We start from the raw sequence: 20,193 nt of genomic DNA, 5'->3' as shown, positions 1-20,193 counted from the left end.
GCCCCGGTGGGGGCCGGTCACGCCGTTCCCCGCGCCCCTTACAGGGCTCCCCCACCGGAGTCGGCAACTACCGGCCCCGGTAGGTGCGGGGTTCGGCTGCCGGCCCGGTAGGGGCCGGTCGCGCAGTTCCCCGCGCCCCTTGCAGGGCTCCCCCACCGAGGTCGGCAACTATCGACCCCGGTGGGTCCAGGATTCGGTTGCCGGCCCGGTGGGGGTTGAGCGCGCCGTTCCCCGCGCCCCTTGCGGGGCTCCCCCCACCGAGGTCGGCAGCTGCCGGCCCCGGTAGGTGCGGGGTTCGGCTGCCGGCCCGGTGGGGGCTGGGCGCGCCGTTCCTCGCGCCCCTTGCGGGGCTCCCCCCCACCCGGGACACAGCGGCCTGTCCGGTAGGGGGTCGGCTACAGGCGGGGGTCCACCGGTTCGGATTCCAGGGCCAGGACTCCGAAGACCGCCTCGTGGACGCGCCAGAGGGGCTCGCCCTCGGCCAGGCGGTCCAGGGCTTCGAGGCCGAGCGCGTACTCGCGGAGGGCCAGGGACCGCTTGTGGTTCAGGAAGCGGCCGCGCAGCCGGGCGAGGTTCTCCGGGCGGGTGTACTCCGGACCGTAGATGATCCGCAGGTACTCGCGCCCCCGGCACTTGATGCCGGGCTGCACCAGCCGCCCCTGGGGGCCGCGCACCACAGCGCCGACCGGCTTCACGACCATGCCCTCGCCGCCGCGGCCGGTCATCTCCAGCCACCAGTCGACACCGGCCCGCACCGACTCCGGGTCACCGGTGTCGACGAAGAGCCGCCGGGTGGTGTGCAGCAGCCCGCTCCCGTCGTTCTCCACGAGCCTGTCTATCAGAGCGAGTTGCTCGTCGTGCGGCAGCGCGGCGAGGCTCCGGCCCTGGACGGCCAGGATCTGGAACGGTGCGAGGCGGACGCCCTCGAGGCCGTCCGTGGTCCAGCAGTAGCGGCGGTACGCCTCCGTGAACGCGGCCGCGTCCGCGGCCCGTTCACGCTGGCGCCGCAGCAGCTCCGCTACGTCGGCACCCCGCGCCGCGGCCCCTTCGAGCGCGCTCAGCACTCCCGGGAACACCGCCCCGGACGCGGCGCCGACAGCGGCGTACTGACTGCGCAGCAGCCCGGACGCCTTCAGCGACCACGGCATCAACTCGGCGTCCAGCAGCACCCAGTCGGTGTTCAGCTCCTCCCAGAGCCCGGCCTCGGTCGCGGCGGCGCGCACCCGGCCGAGGATCTCCTCGGTGACGGCGGCGTCGTCGAAGAAGGGACGGCCGGTACGGGTGTACAGCGACCCGGTGGGGCCGTCGACGCCGAACCGCCCACGCGCCGCGTCCGCGTCTCGGCAGACCAGGGCCACCGCGCGCGACCCCATGTGCTTCTCCTCGCACACGACCCGCGCGACCCCGTCCTCCTGGTACTGGGCGAAGGCCTCGGCGGGGTGCTCCAGATAGCCCTCGACGTGCGAGGTCGCGGTCGGCGCCATGGTCGGCGGGAGGTACGGAAGCAGCCGGGGGTCCACCGCGAAGCGGCTCATGACCTCCAGCGCGGCCGCCGCGTTCTCCTCCCGGACGGCCACCCGTCCGGCGTGCCGGGTCTCGACGGCCCTGCGGCCGTGCACGTCCGCGAGGTCCAGCGGACGGCCCTCGTGGCCGCCCGGCGCCTCGGTGGCCAGCGGCTTGGTCGGCTCGTACCAGACCCGCTCGGCGGGTACGTCGACGAGCTCGCGCTCCGGCCAGCGCAGCGCGCTGAGCTTGCCGCCGAACACGGCGCCGGTGTCCAGGCAGATGGTGTTGTTGAGCCAGGTCGCGTTGGGGACCGGGGTGTGGCCGTAGACCACCGCGGCACGGCCCCGGTAGTCCTCCGCCCACGGGTAGCGCACGGGCAGCCCGAACTCGTCGGTCTCCCCCGTCGTGTCGCCGTACAGGGCGTGCGAGCGCACCCGGCCGGAGGTGCGGCCGTGGTACTTCTCGGGCAGGCCGGCGTGGCAGACGACGAGACGCCCGCCGTCGAGGACGTAGTGGCTGACCAGTCCGTCGACGAACTCCCGTACCGAGGCGCGGAACTCCTCGCTCTCCGCGTCCATCTGCTCGATGGTCTCGGCGAGTCCGTGCGTGTGCTGGACCTGGCGGCCCTTGAGGTAGCGGCCGAGCTTGTTCTCGTGGTTGCCGGGCACGCACAGGGCGTTGCCGGAGGCGACCATGGACATCACGCGGCGCAGCACGCCGGGCGAGTCGGGGCCGCGGTCGACGAGGTCGCCCACGAAGACGGCCGTACGGCCCTCGGGGTGCACGCCGTCGGCGTAGCCGAGCTTGCCGAGCAGGGTCTCCAGCTCGGAGGCGCAGCCGTGGATGTCGCCGACGATGTCGAACGGGCCGGTGAGGTGGGTCAGGTCGTTGAACCGCCTCTCGGTCACCACCGTCGCGTTCTCGACGTCCGCCACCCCGCGCAGGACGTGCACCTTGCGGAAGCCCTCACGCTCCAAGGAGCGCAGCGAGCGCCGCAGTTCGCGGGTGTGGCGCTGGATCACGCGGCGCGGCATCCCGGCCCGGTCGGCGCGCGCCGCGTTGCGCTCGGCGCAGACGTCCTCGGGCACGTCGAGCACGATGGCGATGGGCAGCACGTCGTACTTCCTGGCCAGCTCGATCAACTGGCGGCGGCTGTCCTGCTGGACGCTGGTGGCGTCGACGACGGTCCGGCGGCCGGCCGCGAGCCGCTTGCCCGCGATGTAGTGCAGGACGTCGAAGGCGTCGCCACTGGCGCTCTGGTCGTTCTCGTCGTCGGCCACCAGGCCCCGGCAGAAGTCGCTGGAGATGACCTCCGTCGGCTTGAAGTGCCTTCGGGCGAAGGTCGACTTGCCGGAACCCGAGGCGCCGATCAGCACCACGAGGGAGAGGTCGGTGACGGGCAGGACGCGCCCCTGGTCGTGTCGCTCGCTCATGCGGCCTTCTCCTCCTTCGGGTTCGCGGTGCCGGTGGTGCCGGTGGTGCCGGTGGCCAGGGTGAAGACGGCCATCTGGGTGGGCGGGCCGACCTCGGGGTCGTCGAGGCCGACAGGGGTGAACTCCACGTCGTAGCCGTGCCGTCCGGCCACCTCGCGGGCCCAGGAACGGAACTCCTCGCGGGTCCACTCGAAGCGGTGGTCGCCGTGCCGGGAGTGTCCGGCGGGCAGGGTCTCCCAGCGGACGTTGTACTCGACGTTCGGGGTCGTCACGAGGACGGTCCGCGGGCGGGCGGAGCCGAACACCGCGTACTCCAGGGCGGGCAGCCGGGGCAGGTCGAGGTGCTCGATCACCTCGCTGAGCACGGCGGCGTCGTACCCCTTGAGGCGGCGGTCGGTGTAGGCGAGCGAGCCCTGGACGAGCCGGACGCGCGAGGCCTGCCGCTCGCCCATGCGGTCCAGCTTGAGACGGCGCGAGGCGATGGTGAGCGCGCGTACGGACACGTCGACCCCGACGATCTCGGTGAACCGTGTGTCCTTGAGCATGGCCTGCACCAACTGGCCCTGTCCGCAGCCGAGATCGAGAACGCGGCTCGCGCCGGACGCGTGCAGTGCGGCAAGGATCGCGTCGCGGCGCAGCACGGCGAGCGGCACCGGCTTCTCCTCGGTGTCGGTGTCCTCGTCGACGGCGTTGTCGATCTGCTCGACCGCGATGTCGTCGGCCTCGGCGAGCCGGGCGAGTTCGAGCCGCTCCAAGGCCTCCCGGGTCAGCGACCAGCGCCGGGAGAGATAGCGGCCGGCGATCAGCTTCTGCTCCGGGTGGTCGGGCAGCCAGCCCTCGCCCGCCCGCAGCAGCTTGTCGACCTCGTCGGACGACACCCAGTAGTGCTTGGCGTCGTCGAGGACGGGGAGCAGCACGTAGAGGTGGCGCAGGGCCTCGGCGACCGTCAGCCCCTCCGCTTCCAGTTCCAGGCGTACGTAGCGGGAGTCGCCCCACTCCGGGAAGCGCTCGTCGAGCGGGACGGCCTCGGCCGTCACGGTCCAGCCCAGCGGCTCGAAGAGGCCCCGGACGAGGGCGACGCCGCCGCGCGCGGGCAGCGCGGGCACCTCGATGCGCAGCGGCCGGGCCTGCTCCGGCAGTTCGGGCCGGGCGGTGCACTGGCCCTTCATCGCGCTGGAGAAGACGGCGCCGATCGCCACGGCGAGCAGCGAGGAGGCGGCGTAAGGGCGGTCGTTGACGTACTGCGCGAGCGCCGCGTCAGGAGCGCCGCCGCGCCCCTTGCCCTTGCCCCGCCGGACCAGCGCCACCGGGTCGACCTCGAGCAACAGGGCGGCCGTGCACCGTTCGGCGGTCGCCTCGGGGTACAGCACATGGGCCGTTCCGTACGAGGTCGAGAACTTCTGCGCGTTGTCGGGATGCTTGTGCAGCAGAAAGCCGAGATCGGTCGCGGGCCGCTCTGGGGTACCGGTGGTACTGATCGTCAGGAACACGGTGCATCTGCCTCGAAACGTCTTCTGAGCCGTGGGGACCCGGCGGGCCGGCCGGCCGACGCACGGTGCGCACCTGCCGGACGCCGAGGAACCACAGCGTGGGCGAGCGCGCCTCGGCCGTCGCCGCTCCCGGCTCCGCCGCGGCTCCCGCAGCCGTGGCCACGCCGCGCCGCGGCCGACCGCAGGGGCGACGCCTGCCCTCGGCGCGCCCCCACAACGTACAGCGGAAACCGCAGGTGGACCCGGGGTTTTTTCGCCTCGGCCGGACGGCGCGGTCGAGGGGCTCCAGGCCGTCGGCCGGGGCTTTCGGGCAGGTCAGCCGGAGGTTTCCGGTTCGCGGCGCGCGGCACCGTCGGCGCCGTTCATCCCCGCACCGGCGAGCAGGGCGGCGGCGGTCGCGAGGGCGAGGCCGTCGAGGCCCTGGCCCTGCATGACGGCCCGGACGCCCGATCCGTCGAAGGCGACGGTCAGCTGGCGCGCGAGAAGCTCCGGGTCCCCGGCCCCGCCGCGCTCCGCCTCCTGCCGGAAGAACGCGGTCAGCGCGTCCTTGCAGCGGCGGGCCACCAGGCTCGCGGGATGGTCCGGCGCCTTCAGCTCGGCGCTCACGGCCACGAAGGGGCAGCCGCGGTAGTCCGGACGCGCGGCCATCTCCTCCAGACGTTCGAAGACGTGCAGGACGCGATCACGCGGCGCCCGGTCGTCGTCGGGGGGCAGCAGGAACGCCAGGTACGCGGGCGCGCTGCGCTCCAGGCTCGCCGCCAGCACGCCGTCCTTGCTGTCGAAGAGCTGGTACATCGAGCGCTTGGACACTCCCGCCACCCGGCACAGCGCCTCGACACCGACACCGACGCCCTCTCGGTAGAAGAGCTCGGCCGCGGCGTCGAGCAGCCGGTCGCGGGTCGGTGAACCGGCGGTCGCGGTCGAGGTCGGCTGTGTCATGAGCCCAGCTTACGTTCTCCGCTTGCCTCTGGGAAACCGATCGGTTTACAGTGCGGTCAACGGAGAAAACCGATCGGTTTACGATGGGGCCGACGCAGCGGACGGCACAGTCGGCCGCCCTTCGGACGCACCGTTTCCCCCGGCACCCCGCATCCCCGGTTCCCGGCGGCCCTCAGAAGGAGAAGATCATGACCAGCATCGACGGCTCGGTGGCACTTGTGACGGGCGGCAGCCGGGGCATCGGCAAGGCCTTCGTGGACGCCCTCTACGAACGCGGCGCCAAGAAGGTCTACGCGACGGCCCGCGACCCGCGGACCGTCGGGCACCCCGACGCGGTGCCGCTGGCCCTGGAGGTCACCGACCCCGCGTCCGTCGCGGCCGCCGCCGCGCAGGCCCAGGACGTCACCATCCTGGTCAACAACGCGGGCTCGACGGCCCCCACCTCGTTCCTGGACTCCCCCGTCGAGGACATACGGCGCGAGTTCGACATCAACTTCTTCGGGCCGCTCCTCACCACCCGGGCCTTCGTCCCGGTCCTGGAGCGCAACGGCGGCGGGCACGTCCTCACCGTCCACTCCGTGCTGTCCTGGGTCACGGTGTCCGGCGCCGACGGCTACAGCGCCGCCAAGGCCGCCCTGTGGTCCCAGAGCAACGCCCTGCGGCTGGAGCTCCAGCCGCGCGGCATCAAGGTCACCGGGCTGCACGTCGGTTACGTCGACACGGACCTGACCGCGAGCCTCGACGTGCCCAAGGTCTCCGCGGACAGTGTCGCCGGACAGGCCCTCGACGGGATCGAGACGGACGCCCACGAGGTCCTCGCGGACGCGCTCACCCGCCAGGTCAAGGCCAGCCTCTCCGGCGATCTGAGCGACCTGTACCCGCAGCTCGCCGTACAGAGGTGGTGACCCGGCGCGGACGGGGCACGATGCGCCAGCGGTTCGTCACGGGACGGCTGTTGTGACCGGTGCATGATGGATACATGGATCTTCGAGTCTTCACAGAACCGCAGCAAGGCGCGACCTACGACACGCTGCTCCGCGTCGCCAAGGCCGCCGAAGACCTCCATTACGGAGCCTTCTTCCGCTCTGATCACTATGTGCACATGGGGTCCGTCGACGGGCTCCCCGGTCCTACCGACGCGTGGATCACCCTGGCCGGCATCGCCCGCGAGACGAGCCGCATCCGCCTGGGCACCTTGATGACTGCCGGAACCTTTCGCCTCCCCGGTGTCCTCGCCATCCAGGTCGCACAGGTCGACCAGATGTCGGGCGGCCGCGTCGAACTCGGCCTGGGTGCGGGCTGGTACGAGGCCGAGCACACGGCGTACGGCATTCCGTTCCCGAAGGAGAAGTTCGGCCGGCTGGAGGAGCAACTCGCCGTCGTCACCGGGCTGTGGGGCACGCCGGTCGGCGAGCGGTTCACCTTCGACGGGACGTATTACCAGCTCAAGGACTCGCCCGCGCTGCCCAAGCCCGCACAGGCGAAGGTGCCCGTCCTGATCGGCGGCCACGGGGCCAGGCGGACGCCCGCGCTCGCGGCGCGCTTCGCGGACGAGTTCAACATCCCCTTTGCCGGAATCGCCGACACGGAGCAGCAGTTCGGCCGGGTCCGCGCGGCGCTGCAGCAGGCCGGACGCAAGACCGACGAACTCGTCTACTCCAACGCCCTGGTGGCGTGTGTCGGCCGGACCGACAGCGAGGTGAGGCGGCGGGCGGACGCCATCGGCCGCGATGTCGACGAACTGAAGGCCAACGGACTCGCGGGCTCCCCGGCCGAGGTCGTCGAGCGGATCGCCCGGTATCAAGCGGTCGGTTCACAGCGGATGTACCTCCAGATGCTCGACCTCGCCGACCTCGACCACCTGGACCTGATCGCCTCCGAGGTGGCACCGCAGCTCGACTGACCGCACCCGGGTCTGCACCGCGGGCCCGGCCGACCGGCCGGGCGTCGCGGCCGGTTTCCGGCCGGGCGGTCGCGCGGGGGCGCGGGCCCCAGGAGTGACGGCGCGGCCTCGCGGGGCGCCTACCCCGCGGCCGGATCCCGCTCCACCACGCGTTTCTCGTCCCGCACCGCGAGACGTCTCAGCATCTCCAGGACGCGGTCCCGGGACTCGTCCGCCGCGTCGATCGCCTCCATGCACTGCCAGTAGGTCCCCTCGTCGTCCGCCGCGCAGGCGATACCGACCAGGGCTATGCCGACCTCGGCGAGCAGGCCGCCGAGGCACAGCAGGGCCTCCCGCGCGTCGCCCAGCTCCGTGAGCCGGGCGGCCCGTAAGGCGCCGACATCGAGGGCGTGGTCGCCGAGCACTCCGCAGCCACGGCCCGCCAGCTCGGTCAACCCCAGTGCCTCGCCCCGGAGTTCAGGGGGTCCGGACACGGCGAGGCGGCTGCCGATCGCCTGCGCCAGGGAATGCGCCTGCCACGCCTCCGCCAACACCTCCGGAGTCTCGCCGCTGTCCGCCAGGGCACGTCTGCTCGTCGCGATGAGCCGCACCGCTTCCATGCGCTGCCCCCGTCTGTCCGACGCGCTCTCACGCGTCCGCCCGAACTCCCTTGTTCACTACCCAGAGTGAGGGCCCTTGAGACAGAAAGCCAGAGGAAGCCCGAAATCTGTGGACACGGAATCGCATCGACCCGACGAAACGACTACGGAGAGTGTCGAACCACGTTGCGCGTGCCGTGTGACGGCCGGCGCGTCAGGGGTTCTCCGGTGCCGGGAACCGCCGCTCGTTCCGGTCGATCTTCGCGTCGAGGGCCGCGAGCGGGTCGATCCCGAGCACCTCGCAGAACTGGAGCAGATACGCGAGGACGTCCGCGACCTCGTCGGTGACGCGGTGCGCGCTGTCCGCGTCCTGCATCACGCGGGCCGACTCCTCCGGCGTCAACCACTGGAAGATCTCGACGAGTTCGGAGGCCTCCACGCTCAGGGCGGCGACCAGGTTCTTGGGGGTGTGGTACGGCTGCCAGTTCCGTGCGGCCGCGAACTCGGCCAGTCTGCGCTGCAGCGTCGCTACGTCCAGTTCACTCACGGCCTCAGGTCTACCACCCGGCCCGGTTCCCTCACGGCCTCGGATCCGCCACCCGGCCCGGTTCCCTCACGGCGTCAGGTCCACCACCGACACCCCGGCCGCACCGGAGGCGCGAGTCGTCCCGCTCACCGCGCCCAGCAGCCGGATGTGCCCCCGCTCGCACATCCGCGCCGCCAGCCGCACCAGTTCCCCGGCCTGCCGGGCGTCCAGCCCGCGGTCGAGGCCGTCGGCGAGGACCGTCAGCGACTGGAACGCGGCCGGCACCTCGCCCGCCGGGTCGACCTCCAGGACACCGGGCCCGGTGAGCAGCACGAGGGCGAGCGCGAGATACCTCAACTCGCCGTCCCCGAGCAGCCCGAGCGGCGTACGGACGCCGTCGCCGCGGTCGAGGAGCGCGCGGACGCCGCCGTCGCCGAGCACCTCGGACAGGACGTCCGTGACCGGGCCGGCGCATCCGGCGCGGGCCGCCGCGACCAGGTGGGCGTACCGGTGGCCACACTCCGACCTCGTGCGCCGCAGGACTTCGGCGAGGTTGCCGCAGCCGCGCAGCAGCCGACCGGAGCCGAGCGGAACGGGGGCCCGCATGGAGGCCGGGTCCGGATCACAGACGTAGACGGACCGCAGCGCGAGCACCATCTGCTCGGCCGCGGCCAGGACGTGGCGCTCCCCCGCGGTGCGGCCCGCGACGCGCAGGGGCAGCAGCGCGGTGCCGAGGCGGTCGTCGGGGAGCGGGACCCGGGTCACCGGGGAGGAGCCGCCGGTGTGCCAGGCGGCCTGGACGAAGGGGCGGCCCGGGTCGCGCAGCGCCGTCTCCAGCAGGGTCCGTCCGCCCGCCGACAACCGCTCGCCCACGACGCGCAGTTCGGGTTCGGCCTGGACGGCGACGTCGAGGCGGACGGGGCCCTCGGGTCCGTCGACCGTGCAGCCGATGCGGAAGCCCCGGCGGTGCTGGGCGTCGGGCCGGGACCGCTCGGGCACGCAGGCGACCGGGTCCGGGAACACCTCGTGGAGCCCGTCACCGGCGCCGAGCCGCGCCAGCGCCTCGTAGGCCCGCAGGACGGCCGTCTTGCCGCTGCCGCTGGGGCCGGCGACGAGGGTGAGCGGTCCGAGCGGGAGCCGGACACGGCGGTGGGCGGCGAAGGCGGCGAGCCGCAGCTCGGTGAGACCCGGACGGACCGGGCGCGCCCGAACCGCCGTGGGAGCTTCCGGCGAGGACAGAGTCATATGCGGACGGTAGTTCTCCGCGGCGAGACGAACCGTTACAGCCGGGGGACCTTCCCACGATCGGGGGACGAGGCCCCCGATCGACGTCAGGAGCCGTCAGAAGCCGGGAACGCCGGCCCCCTCCATCAGGCCCCGCACCTCGGTCCCCGGGGGCGTCAGCAGGAACACGTTCCGGTCCACCCGGTGCATGCCGCTGGCGAGACCGAAGACCACGCCCGTGCTGAAGTCGAGGACCCGCTTGGCGACCTCGGTCTCCGCTCCGGTCAGGTCGAGGAGCACGGGGATGCCGGACATGAGCGTCTCGGCGACGTCACGGGCGTCCGCGAAGACGTTGACCCTCAGGACCACGAAACGGCGCCGCGTCTCGGTCTCGGCCTCGGGGATCGACCGGTGCCGCACCGCTGACGGCCAGGCGTCCCGGCCGCGCAACGGAACGACCTGGGCGAGCCCTTCCCACTGTTCATCGGTGACGTCGTGGCCGGTCATCGATCCACCCCGTCCTGGCTCGCACTCGTTGTCTGCACCGGGCAATTCTTACGCATGGTCACCCGTTCGGCCGAACAGCGACACGGTCCGCGACCCGGGCCGGAAACCGAGGCGTGCGGCAAGCTACGCATATACCCCCGTATCCATCGCGCCGTACAGCAAGCGAGGCCTTCCCATGAGCCTGAGCATCCGCAACAGACTCCCCGGCACCGTCACTTCCGTCACCCCCGGTGAGGTGATGGCGACGGTCAAGGTCCGGCTCGACGCCGGACAGGAGATCACCGCGGCCGTCACGCTGGAGGCCGTACAGGAACTGGGCCTGACGTCCGGCTCCACCGTACGGGCCCTGGTCAAGGCCACGGAGGTCTCCCTCGCGACCGGCCCGGTGGCCGGGCTGAGCATCCGCAACCAGCTGCCGGGCACGGTCACCGGCGTCACCTCCGGCGGCGCCATGGCCCAGGTCAAGGTCCGGGTCGCGGGCGGCGAACTGACCTCCGCGATCACCACGGACGCGGTCGCGGAACTGGGCCTCTCGGCCGGCTCCGAGGTCGTCGCGCTCATCAAGTCCACCGAGGTGTCGCTGTCCAACGCCTGACGCGCCGACGGCCCCAAGAGGTGCTCTTACTCGCCTCACACCGGACTCTTCACGTCCCGTCGCGCGCCGCTCACCAGCCGGAATTAGCGTATGGGGCCGTGTACTCGGCAGAAATCAAGCCGGCGCCGACGCGCCGCCAGGCCCCTTCGACGGTCCCGTCCGGCGGGCCGGCCGCGCGCTGGAACCCGGACGAGGCGCCCGCGCAGTGGCACCGCGTCCTGACCCTTCTGGCCGACATCAGCCTGTTCATCGGTACGCGCCCGCTGTGGGCGCAGGCCGCGAGCCACCGGCTCCTCGTGGCCGCGATCGTCTCGCTCTGCTACGCCTCGATCCTGGCGTCGGGCGTACTGGCCCTCGTCGTGCGCCGGGGCCGCTCGCTGGCACGGGTCGACCTCGTCGTCCTGGTGACCGCGGTGACGCTCGTCGTGTGCGGGCTGGTGATGAACCACCAGGGCAGCGACGAGTCGGTCCTCACCACCCAGGCCGCCCACGAGTTCGTCACCGGCCACCAGGTCTACGGGCGTCCGTGGCCCTGGCTCTTCGGCCACGGCGTCGCCCTCACCGCGACGATGAACGGCGGCTACGACTACACGTACGGCTACCCGCCGCTCGCGCTGATGCTCACCGCGCCGCTGCTGTGGGTCGGACACGGTTCGACCGCCGCCACGATGGTCGGCACCGGGGCCCTCATCACGGGCGCGGTCGTCATGTGGCGGATGCTGCCGGTGCCGTGGCGGTCCGCCGCGACGATCGCCTGTCTCGGTCTCGGTCTGCTGCCGACGTACGCACGGCTCGGCTATCCGGCGATCCTCGCCTGCGCCCTGCTCATCCCGGTGGTGGTGGGATGGCCGCGGACGGGCGGCGGCGGACGGGGGGACATCGCCCGGGCGGCCTGCCTCGGGGCGGCCTGCGCCGCGCAGCAGCTCCCCTGGTTCCTCACCCCGTTCCTGCTGGCCGGGGTGTACGCGCTGCGCCGCGGCGACCTCGGCGCACGGGCGGCGGCGATCGCGGTCGGCCGGATCGTCGGTATCGCCGCCACCACCTGGCTGCTGATCAACGCGTACTTCATCGTGAGCGAGCCGCACTCCTGGCTCTCCGGGATCGCCCTGCCCCTCACCCAGGACGCGGACATCCACGGGCAGGGACTGGTCGACATCTCGCTGTACTTCACCGACGGCAGCGACCGCCTGGCCTGGTACGCGCACGCGAGCCTGCTGCTGGCGGCGGCGCTGCTGGCACTGTTCGTGCTGTTCGTGCGGCGGCTGGGGCCGGCGGCGACGGTGCTGCCCTGGTGCGCGTTCTACGTGGCGACCCGTTCGCAGGACGGCTACTACCTGCTGATGACTCCGCTGTGGGTGGCCGCCGCGATCACCGCGCCCTGGCAGTCCTTCCGGACCGCGTGGCAGCCCCGCCCGGCCTTCCTGCGCGGGCCGCACCGGCGCGGGGCCCGGATCGCCGCGGTCGCCCTGCTGCTGGCCCCGTCGGCGGCGGCGGTGACCCTGGCGGCCACCGGGTCGCCCCCGCTGCGCATGCAGGTCACCGAGGCCCGCCGGGCCGCCCACTCCCTGACCGGCCTCACGGTCGGTGTCACCAACCTCGGCGACGCGGCCCTGAGCCCGCATTTCACGCTGACCACGGGCCAGGGCATGAGCCGCTACTGGTCGGTGGCCTCCGGCCCCTCCACCCTGGCCGGACACGCGTTCGGCCGCTACGAACTCCGGCCGCCCGACGGGAAGTTCCCGCTCCCCCGGGCCGGCGTCCGCATGCGTCTGCGAGCCGTCTCGGCGTCGCCGATGACCCTGTCGAGCACGGACCTCCACCTGCCGCTGCCCCGGCACTGAACATCCGGCCCGCGCCCTCCCCCCCGGGGGAGAGGGAACCGGTGCACGCGACTGTCCGGCGGGGACGTGCACGTGCTGCAATGGGCCGTCGCCCGGCCGTACGCGGACACGCGCCGCGTCCGCATCCACCCGATCCGCGCCGGATCGGTGCCGGGGCCGACGAGGTCGTGAAGGTCAGGTCGTCGTCGCCGAATCCCCGGGACTGTGATGCCGATGCCGCAGACGTCGGATTTCTCGCACCGCGAAGGTGTCGCGTTCGTGTCGGGCGGCACCGGAGGCATCGGCGCGGCGATCGTGCGGATGCTCGCCGGGCGGGGCAGTGACGTGGTGTTCACCTATCGCTCCAGCCGGGAGGCCGCCGAGGCGCTCGCCGCGCGGACGGCGGCGGAGTTCGCGGACCAGGACCGCCGGGTGCGGGCCCTGCGGCTCGACCTGGGCGAGGAGGAGGCCGTCGCCGCCGCCGTGGCCGAGACGGCCGCGGCGCTCGGCGGGCTGCACACCCTCGTCCACGCGGCGGGCCCGCATGTGCCGATGGTCCACCTGAGCAGGGTCGCACCGAGCGAGTTCCGGACCCAACTCGACGCGGACGCGGGCACGTTCTTCAATCTGGTGCATCCCGCGCTGCCGCTGCTGCGGGAGAGCCGGGGCAGCGTCGTCGCCGTGACCACCGTGGCCACCCGCCGGTATCCGGTGCGCGACGGGCTCTCCGCCGGACCGAAGGGGGCGGTCGAGGCGGTCGCCCGCGCCCTGGCCGCCGAGGAGGGGCGCTACGGCGTCCGGGTCAACTGCGTCGGCCCCGGCATGCTGACCGACGGCATCGCCGCCCGTCTGATCGGTTCCGGCGAACTCGACGACACGGCGCTGGAGATCACCCGCCGCAACACCCCGCTGCGCCGCTTCGGTTCCGCGAGGGACGTCGCCGAGGCCGTCGCGTTCCTGGCGTCGGACCGCGCGGGCTTCATCACCGGGCAGGCGCTGGGGGTGGACGGGGGATACAGCCTGTAGGGGGAGCAGCCTGCGGGGAAGGCGACCTGTCACGGGACACCACCTGCAGGGAATGCAGCCTGTAGCGGGATACGGCCCGTGAGGGCATCGGATCGACACCCTCAGCCGATCTCCACCACGCGTGCCCAGGCGGGCGGCTCGTCGGGGACGTAGTCGGGATCGTTCTCGTCCCATGAACCGCCCGACCCGCGGGAGAACAGACCCACGACCGTCCGGCACGGGGGCCGCGACTTCGGCCAGGGAGTCTGTCCGTCGGTCAGGACCACGATGACGTCGGGGCCCGGCCTGACCCGTAGCGCCGCGGTGAATCCCGAGCGCAGATCCGTGCCGCCGCCGCCCAGGAGCGGAATGCCCTCGGCCCGGCACAGCGGGTGCGCGACGCCTGCCGCGGCGTCGCACGAGACCACGGTGACCAGGTCGCGGCGGCCGCCCACGGCGCGGGAGATCGCGGAGACCTCCAGAAGGGCGCTGCCCAGCTCCGCGTCGCTGACCGATCCCGAGGTGTCGATGACCACCGAGACCCTCGGCGGTCTGCGGCGCAGGCTCGGCAGGACGGCCCCGGGCACCGAGGCCGAGCGCCGCGACGGGCGGCCGTACGTGTAGTCCTCCCCCGCCCCGGGCCCCGAGGCCGCGGAGCGGACCGCCGCCCCCAGCAGCTCCCGCCACGGCTGCGGCTGCTGGAAGGCCTCCTCCGCCCATCGCTCCCATCCCGCGGGGTTCTTGCCGGGCCGGGCCTTGATGCCCTGCGCGACCCGGAACCGGACCGCGTCGCGCTCCTGCGCGCTGAGGCCGTGCGCGCCGCCCGGCCCGAGGTCCCACTCCCGTTCGCGCCCGTCGGCGCCGCTGCCGCAGTCCAGCCAGGCCAGGCTCTGCGTGTGCGGCCCGAGCCGGAACCGGCGGAGGTACTCCTCCATGAGCTCCCCGGCGGGCAGGTTCAGGAACTCCGGCGTGACGGCGCCCTCGGGCCGGGCCAGCCCCTCGCCGAACGCGTCGTCGTTGATCTCGCAGTCGGCGGCGATGTTCATCCGCAGCCGCTCCGCCGGGCCGGTGAGTCCGTGTTCGCGGGCGAACCGCTCGCTGCGGCCGTGATGGTCGCGCAGCAGGTGCGACACCTCGTGCACCCAGACCCCCGCCAGGTCCTCCACGGGCGTACGGTCCACGAACCCCGGTGAGACGTAGCACCGCCAGTACCGGTCGACGGCCATCGTCGGCACCCACCGCGACTCGACGGTGCTCAGGGCGAACAGCGCCGTCGCCAGATAGGGCCGGGCCCGCGCGGCCTGCAGACGGGCGGCGTAGAGCTTCTCCAGGTCCAGCGCCCGTGGCGCGGTCGCCGTCATCGCAGGGCCTGGGCGGCGACCGCGACGCGGGACGCCGCGTCGTCGGCGCGCCGGGACAGCGCCACCGCTCCGGCCAGCCGCTCGATGGAGGCCGGGACGTCCCAGTCCTCCTGGCGCAGCGTCGCCAGCGTGGTCGCGGGAACGACCACCAGGTCCGGGGCGCCGGTGTCCAGGGCCCGTACGAGCAGTGCCCAGGCCGCGTCCCAGCGGTCCCTGTCGGGCCGCTTGCGGACCGCGGCCACCACGCCGTCGAGGACGGCCTGGCGCAGATCACCCCGCTCGGGCAGGACGGCGCCCGCGGGGTCGGCGAGCAGGGTCTCGGGGTCGGGCAGGTCCATGCGGTCCACGCTCGCCAGCAGTTCCAGCCCGGGACCGTCGCCGACGGCGCCCCTGACCAGCAGGGAGAGCACGTCCCGTGAGGAGCCGGCGGCATGTGCGAAGGCGATGAGCCTCAGGGTCGTCTCCCAGCTCCGGGGCGAGGGCCAGGCGCCGCCCCGCCGGGTCTCGCTGCTGGGCAGCCGGTGGACGAGCCCGGGACGGGCGGCGAGGAGTCCGCACACCGCGCGGCGGGCGAAGTCGACGGCCTCCGGGAGCTTGTGCGGGTCGAGCCGGGGCAGGGTCGCGCGCGGCCAGGTGCCGCCGAGCCCGCGTACGACGACGTCGTGGTCGTGGACCCATTGGAGATGGACGAAGCGGTTGGCCAGCGGCGGGCTCAGTTCCCAGCCGTCGGCGGCCGAGGAGCGCGGGTTCGCGGCGGCCACGATCCGTACCCCGGGCGGGAGTCGGAGGGCTCCGATGCGCCGCTCCAGGACGAGGCGGAGCAGGGCGGCCTGAACGGCCGGGGGTGCGGTGGACAGTTCGTCCAGGAACAGCAGTCCGCGGCCGGCGCGGACGAGCCGCACCGCCCAGTCCGGCGGGGCCATGGGAACGCCCTGTTCGGCGGGGTCGTCGCCGAGGACGGGCAGCCCCGAGAAGTCGGAGGGCTCGTGGACGCTGGCGATCACCGTGGTCAGGGGCAGGTCCAGGGTCTCGGCGAGCTGGGTCAGGGCCGCGGTCTTGCCGATCCCCGGCTCACCCCACAGGAGGACGGGCAGGTCGGCGGCGACGGCGAGGGTCAGCGCCTCCAGCTGACTGTCGGGGCGCGGCTCCGTTCCGGTGTCGCGGAGCAGCGCCGACAGGGCGTCGGCCACGGCGAGTTGCGTGGCCCCGGACGGGTCGACGCGTGGGTCGGCGGCGTCGGGTCGGACGGTGCGGGCCGGGGCGGCGAGCGTCTCGGCCTCGGCGAGCGGGGTGCTTGTGGGCATGTCTGATCACCTTTGGGTTCGTGAACGGGCCGCCCGGGGGCATGACGTGGCCCCGTGGCGGTCGACTGGCTTTCAGCGGGCGGTGGACGAGCGGTCAGCGGCCGGTCGTGTCACGCGGGTGGGAACGGTGGCCGCGGGGCCGGGCGGGTCCCCGGGAGAGACGGTCGGGTCCGGGACCGGTCAGGCCCGCCCTGAACAGTCCGTAGGTGACGCGCCGCAGCGCGGCGGCCTGGAGTTCGTCCCGCAGGGCGCCGTCGCGCAGCACGGCCTCGGGGCCCAGCAGTCCCTCCACGACGGCCAGCGCACCGGCGGTGTCGCCGTGGCGCAGCCGTTCGCGGACGCCGGAGAGGCAGTGCGGCCGACGGTGTGCCTCGTCGATGACCCGGAGGCAGGGAAGCGGTGTGCCGGTCAGCGCGACCAGCAGCTCTTCCCGGCGGATCTCGGCCGGATCGTGGTCGAGCGGCGCGAGCACGCCGTCGACCAGGCCGATCCGGTGCAGGGCTCCCCGGCATTCCACGAGACGATGCGCCCCCGCCGGATCCGCTCCTCCGCCGGATCCGGGTCCGGCCGGGGTGTGTTCCGGGGCCAGCGCCGAGGCGACCAGCGGATGCAGCCGTCCGGCCTCGACGACCCCGGCGCGGATCAGCGCCAGGTCGGGCAGCACCCAGGTCGCCGCGTCGGGCAGGGCCGGCGCCGTGAGGCCGGCGCCGCTCCCGTCGGCGGGCCCGGCGGTGATCCGCAGTGCGGGCGGCCCGGCCCGTTCCGGGTCCGCGGCCACGTCCAGGAGCAGCCGCCGGCGGATTCCGAGCCGCACGGTGACGGTCCCGGTCGTACGCCCCTCGTCGGCCAGCAGGATCGCCGCCTCGTCCGCCCACCGGCCGACGGCGCAGCCGAGGTCCGAGGGCACCGGCCCCGCTGGATCCCCGTCGCCCGGACGGGTGTCGCCCGTCGGCAGGTCGGCCGTCGGCAGGTCGGCACCGGAACGGACCCGCAGCTCGTCGGTCCTGCGGGTGTCCCACAGGTGGCGGTGCAGGTCGAGGCGGTACCGCCGACTGGGACGGGGATGGGGATGGCGGCGGGCTCCGGTGTCGAAGGAGAAGCGGTCGCGGGGCGCGCCGGGGGTGCCCTCCCACAGGGCGAGGCCGATCCGCTGGCCGCCGTCCGCCCAGGCAGGCGGAGTGCGGACCACGAGGTGCACGGGGTGCACGCCGTCGCGCGCGGCACGGTCGTACCGGGCCAGAGTGATCGTCAGGCCGGGACGCAGCAGTCCGTCGGGGGCGACTCTCGGCATGTGCCAGCGCAGCAGGTCGGGAGCCAGATGGCGGAGATCGAGGCGGAGCCGGGACACCAGTTCGCGGCCGTGGGTCCGTGCCAGCGAACGCAGATCGAAGTCGATGTCGACGCCTGCGGCAGCGCATGCCCCGGCCCAGTCCCCGCGACGGCGGCGGGCGGTGGCGGTCTCGATCATGGTGGGCGGCACGGCGAAGTCACGCACACGCGGCCAGAAGGAGAGGAGGGAATCCTCGTACGCGGTCGAAGTGAGCATCAGCACTCACCTTGCGCGGACGGGGCCCCCAATCTGACGGGAGAGGAAGTCATCATCGGGGCGAGCGTAACCCGGCGCCGACGATCTGTCAGGTGGTTTCGCCCGCGCACCGCTCCGGCGTCCTCCGACGGATGCCGGAGGACGCCGGAGGACAACAGAGAACGACGGAGGACGACGGACGCCGCCGGAGAAGGCCGCCGCCACAGGAGACGGCCGCCGCCGGAGGAGGAAGCGGCCGTCGCCGGAGGCGGCCGGTCAGGCCGGGCTCTTGGCCGCGGGTCCCGCCGTCGGCCCGCCGTCGGAGCCGATCAGGTGCGGGGTGCCGTCGTCGTCGAGGAACTCGACGATCGCCAGGGCCAGCAGGGCCAGTACGGCGATCCAGATGGTCACCGCGGCCGTGGGGTAGTTCCAGACCAGCAGGATGACGGCGGCGACCGCGACCACGGTCCAGTTGAGCCACGTCTTGACCCGGTGCACCCAGGCTCCGACCGCGCCGAGTTCGGCCCCGGTCGCGGTCCGCACGGCACCGATGCCGCCGGTCCAGGCGGCGTTGACCCGCCTCGCCGCCCGGCCGCTGCCGGTCAGCCAGGCCGCCAGCGCCACGATGATGCCGAGGGTGATGACCAGGCGTACCGACGTCCGCAGGTAACGCACCAGGGTGTCGTAGATCGAGGCGGCGGCGGGCTGGGAGACGTTCGCCGGGAGACCGTCGAGATAGATCTCCCGGAAGATCCACAGCGCGATGCCGAGGACGGCGGCCCCGCCCGCGACGAGGAGCGCCGCCGTGATCAGGGCGCGGCGCCTGCGTACGGCGAGCAGCACACCGCCGGCCGCCAGCAGCAGGGCCAGGACAGGCAGCCAGAACCCGACGAGTTCGAGCAGTCGGTAGAGCCTCTTGGCCTTGCCGATGGAGTCGGAGGTCATCACGGTGAAGTTGGTGTGCACCTGGGGGATCTTCGCGGCGACGCCGAGTCCCTGGTTGACGAGCGCCTGCTTGACCTGGTCGATGACGGGGGCGAGGTCGATGACGACGGCGTCGTTGGTGAGCTTCACCGCTCCGCCGCCCTTTCCGGTCAGCGCCTTGTCGACGGCGGCATGCGCTCTCCGGTTCAGCTCGGTCCACAGGGTGGCGAACGCGTCGCTGCTGACGAACTTCAGCGCCACGGTGTGCACGAAGTCCTTGACGCCGCTGGTGATCGCGCCGCTGATCGGCCCGAGGGCCTGGGTCAGCCGGGGCCGGTCGGCGGGGGCGACCGACTGGAGCAGCGTCTCGACGTCGACGTGCTGCATCACCGCGTCGGTCACCCGGTTGGCGACGGCGTTCTGGATGTCGGGGTCGGAGGCGAGCGGCTGCATGGTCTGCACGTACCGGTCGGTGTTCCCGATCAGATCGCTCGACCAGGCCGCCACGGCGCTCAGCGGGGTGAGCAGGGCGGCGAGGAGGACCAGCACGACCGCGAAGGTCGACCGGACACGGTGGTGCTCGCGCCTCGGCCGGCTCCGCTCCAGTTCGGCGACCCGGGCCCGCAGTTCGGCGATCTCCCGTGCGTCACCGCCGCCCGTGCCGCCTGCGTTCGCGGCACCGCCGCCGTCGTGCCCGGCGCTCACTTCGGCTCCGGATCGTCGATGATGCCCGCGGCGCCTCGCGCGGGCAGACCTGCTCGCGTCCGGTCGGTCACGTCGTCCATGGCGCGTCTCGTTCCGCTCGGTCCGGTTCGTGGGTTCGACGGCACTGCGGCAGTTCCTTCCCGGCGGCGCCCGCTCGGCGCAGGGCCGGTGCGCGGGGGACCGCTCGGTGCGGGGCCGGGGGCGCGTCAGCGCGGTTGCCGGCCGTCGGGCCGGTACGTGGCCAGGGCCCAGATGACGAAGACGTCGATGGCCAGCAGGATGACCGACCAGATCGGCGCGTACGGCAGGAACATGAACTGGAAGAGCATGCTCAGCGACGCCAGCACGATGCCGGTGATCCGGGCCCACCCGGCGTCCTTGAGGATCCCCCAGCCGGTGACGACGGCGATCGCACCGAGGATCAGCAGGATCCAGCCCCAGCCGGTGAGGTTGATGCGGTAGACGTAGTCGTTCACGCGCGCGTAGACATCGTCCTTGGCTATCGCGGAGATGCCCTGGAGGATGTTGAGGCCGCCGTTCACCAGCAGGAGGACGCCCGCGAAGGTGACTCCGCCCGCCGCCCAGCCACTGCTGCCGGAGGGCGGCGGCCCCATGCCTCCGGCGGCGGGACCGGCCCCGGACCACTGGTCTCCCCACAGCGGCATGTCTCCGCCGCTCGGCTGGGATCCCGTGCCGCCACCGGGCGGGGGGCCCGGAGGCCTCGAAGAATCCTGGCTCATGCTCGACCACCTCGCTGCACTGTCGGCCGCCGGCCGTCCCGTGCCGGAAGCATCGGGGAGTTCGAGCGTCCGCCCGCCGCCCCTCGCCCGCCACGGGAGCTCCGCCGA

At 73.4% G+C, this 20,193-nt stretch carries 17 protein-coding genes; 5 read left to right on the top strand and 12 right to left on the bottom strand.

Features of this window, described 5'->3' with window-relative positions:
* Window positions 1-395 precede the first annotated feature (395 nt).
* The 3 genes from ACH4S8_RS14205 to ACH4S8_RS14195 all read right to left on the bottom strand — a co-directional run bounded on the left by ACH4S8_RS14205 (window position 396) and on the right by ACH4S8_RS14195 (window position 5,368).
* On the bottom strand, window positions 396-2,939 hold the full coding sequence (locus ACH4S8_RS14205; RefSeq protein ID WP_398393501.1) for a polynucleotide kinase-phosphatase: 2,544 nt from the start codon (window positions 2,937-2,939) through the stop codon (window positions 396-398).
* A complete protein-coding gene (locus ACH4S8_RS14200) occupies window positions 2,936-4,429 on the bottom strand; it encodes a 3' terminal RNA ribose 2'-O-methyltransferase Hen1 (protein ID WP_398393499.1) in 1,494 nt (497 codons plus the stop codon). Before ACH4S8_RS14200 ends, ACH4S8_RS14205 begins: the two co-directional genes overlap by 4 nt.
* Window positions 4,430-4,744: 315 nt before the next feature.
* Entirely contained in the window at window positions 4,745-5,368 is a 624-nt protein-coding gene (locus tag ACH4S8_RS14195; protein WP_398393497.1) for a TetR/AcrR family transcriptional regulator, read from the bottom strand.
* Window positions 5,369-5,556: 188 nt separating this feature from the next.
* Between ACH4S8_RS14195 and ACH4S8_RS14190 the strand changes: the two genes are divergently transcribed.
* Together ACH4S8_RS14190 and ACH4S8_RS14185 are read left to right on the top strand one after the other, a co-directional pair.
* Window positions 5,557-6,273, top strand: a complete 717-nt coding sequence (locus tag ACH4S8_RS14190; protein WP_398393495.1) for an SDR family oxidoreductase — start codon at window positions 5,557-5,559, stop codon at window positions 6,271-6,273.
* A gap of 74 nt (window positions 6,274-6,347) precedes the next feature.
* On the top strand, window positions 6,348-7,271 hold the full coding sequence (locus ACH4S8_RS14185) for an LLM class F420-dependent oxidoreductase (RefSeq protein ID WP_398393493.1): 924 nt from the start codon (window positions 6,348-6,350) through the stop codon (window positions 7,269-7,271).
* 119 nt (window positions 7,272-7,390) lie between these two features.
* Here ACH4S8_RS14185 and ACH4S8_RS14180 read toward each other — a convergent pair whose 3' ends face one another.
* The 4 genes from ACH4S8_RS14180 to ACH4S8_RS14165 form a co-directional block, all read right to left on the bottom strand.
* Complete coding sequence (locus ACH4S8_RS14180; RefSeq protein WP_398393491.1) at window positions 7,391-7,870, bottom strand: DUF6099 family protein; 480 nt, start codon at window positions 7,868-7,870, stop codon at window positions 7,391-7,393.
* Between the two features lie 193 nt (window positions 7,871-8,063).
* Window positions 8,064-8,396 (bottom strand): nucleotide pyrophosphohydrolase, encoded by a 333-nt coding sequence (locus ACH4S8_RS14175; protein ID WP_398393489.1) that lies wholly within the window; start codon window positions 8,394-8,396, stop codon window positions 8,064-8,066.
* A gap of 66 nt (window positions 8,397-8,462) precedes the next feature.
* Window positions 8,463-9,620, bottom strand: a complete 1,158-nt coding sequence (locus ACH4S8_RS14170) for an AAA family ATPase (RefSeq protein WP_398393487.1) — start codon at window positions 9,618-9,620, stop codon at window positions 8,463-8,465.
* 96 nt (window positions 9,621-9,716) lie between these two features.
* The gene (locus ACH4S8_RS14165) at window positions 9,717-10,106 is read right to left on the bottom strand and encodes a cell division protein SepF (RefSeq protein WP_398393485.1); all 390 of its coding nucleotides are present in this window, start codon (window positions 10,104-10,106) and stop codon (window positions 9,717-9,719) included.
* A 175-nt stretch (window positions 10,107-10,281) separates the two neighbouring features.
* Between ACH4S8_RS14165 and ACH4S8_RS14160 the strand changes: the two genes are divergently transcribed.
* From ACH4S8_RS14160 to ACH4S8_RS14150, 3 genes are all read left to right on the top strand, one after another.
* Window positions 10,282-10,701 carry a molybdopterin-binding protein gene (locus tag ACH4S8_RS14160; RefSeq protein ID WP_398393483.1) on the top strand — a complete coding sequence of 140 codons (420 nt, stop codon included), beginning with the start codon at window positions 10,282-10,284 and terminating at the stop codon, window positions 10,699-10,701.
* Between the two features lie 98 nt (window positions 10,702-10,799).
* Window positions 10,800-12,542, top strand: coding sequence for a hypothetical protein (locus tag ACH4S8_RS14155; protein ID WP_398393481.1), 1,743 nt, complete (start codon window positions 10,800-10,802; stop codon window positions 12,540-12,542).
* 213 nt (window positions 12,543-12,755) lie between these two features.
* Window positions 12,756-13,547: an SDR family NAD(P)-dependent oxidoreductase gene (locus ACH4S8_RS14150; RefSeq protein ID WP_398393479.1), complete on the top strand. Its 792-nt coding sequence runs from the start codon at window positions 12,756-12,758 to the stop codon at window positions 13,545-13,547.
* Between the two features lie 101 nt (window positions 13,548-13,648).
* On the opposite strand, the gene ACH4S8_RS14145 is transcribed toward ACH4S8_RS14150, so the two are convergent.
* The 5 genes from ACH4S8_RS14145 to ACH4S8_RS14125 all read right to left on the bottom strand — a co-directional run bounded on the left by ACH4S8_RS14145 (window position 13,649) and on the right by ACH4S8_RS14125 (window position 20,085).
* Window positions 13,649-14,887 (bottom strand): VWA-like domain-containing protein, encoded by a 1,239-nt coding sequence (locus ACH4S8_RS14145; protein ID WP_398393477.1) that lies wholly within the window; start codon window positions 14,885-14,887, stop codon window positions 13,649-13,651.
* The gene (locus ACH4S8_RS14140) at window positions 14,884-16,191 is read right to left on the bottom strand and encodes an AAA family ATPase (protein WP_398393474.1); all 1,308 of its coding nucleotides are present in this window, start codon (window positions 16,189-16,191) and stop codon (window positions 14,884-14,886) included. Before ACH4S8_RS14140 ends, ACH4S8_RS14145 begins: the two co-directional genes overlap by 4 nt.
* Before the next feature lie 94 nt (window positions 16,192-16,285).
* Window positions 16,286-17,737 (bottom strand): hypothetical protein, encoded by a 1,452-nt coding sequence (locus ACH4S8_RS14135; protein ID WP_398393472.1) that lies wholly within the window; start codon window positions 17,735-17,737, stop codon window positions 16,286-16,288.
* Between the two features lie 255 nt (window positions 17,738-17,992).
* Entirely contained in the window at window positions 17,993-19,345 is a 1,353-nt protein-coding gene (locus tag ACH4S8_RS14130; RefSeq protein WP_398393470.1) for a hypothetical protein, read from the bottom strand.
* A gap of 206 nt (window positions 19,346-19,551) precedes the next feature.
* A complete protein-coding gene (locus ACH4S8_RS14125) occupies window positions 19,552-20,085 on the bottom strand; it encodes a hypothetical protein (protein ID WP_398393468.1) in 534 nt (177 codons plus the stop codon).
* Window positions 20,086-20,193: the final 108 nt, after the last annotated feature.

Origin of the sequence: Streptomyces sp. NPDC021080 (assembly GCF_044333225.1) — a bacterium.
In the GTDB taxonomy this organism is placed as follows: domain Bacteria; phylum Actinomycetota; class Actinomycetes; order Streptomycetales; family Streptomycetaceae; genus Streptomyces.
The sequence above is the reverse complement of the archived record's forward strand: the minus strand, read 5'-3'. Positions and strand labels throughout refer to the sequence as shown.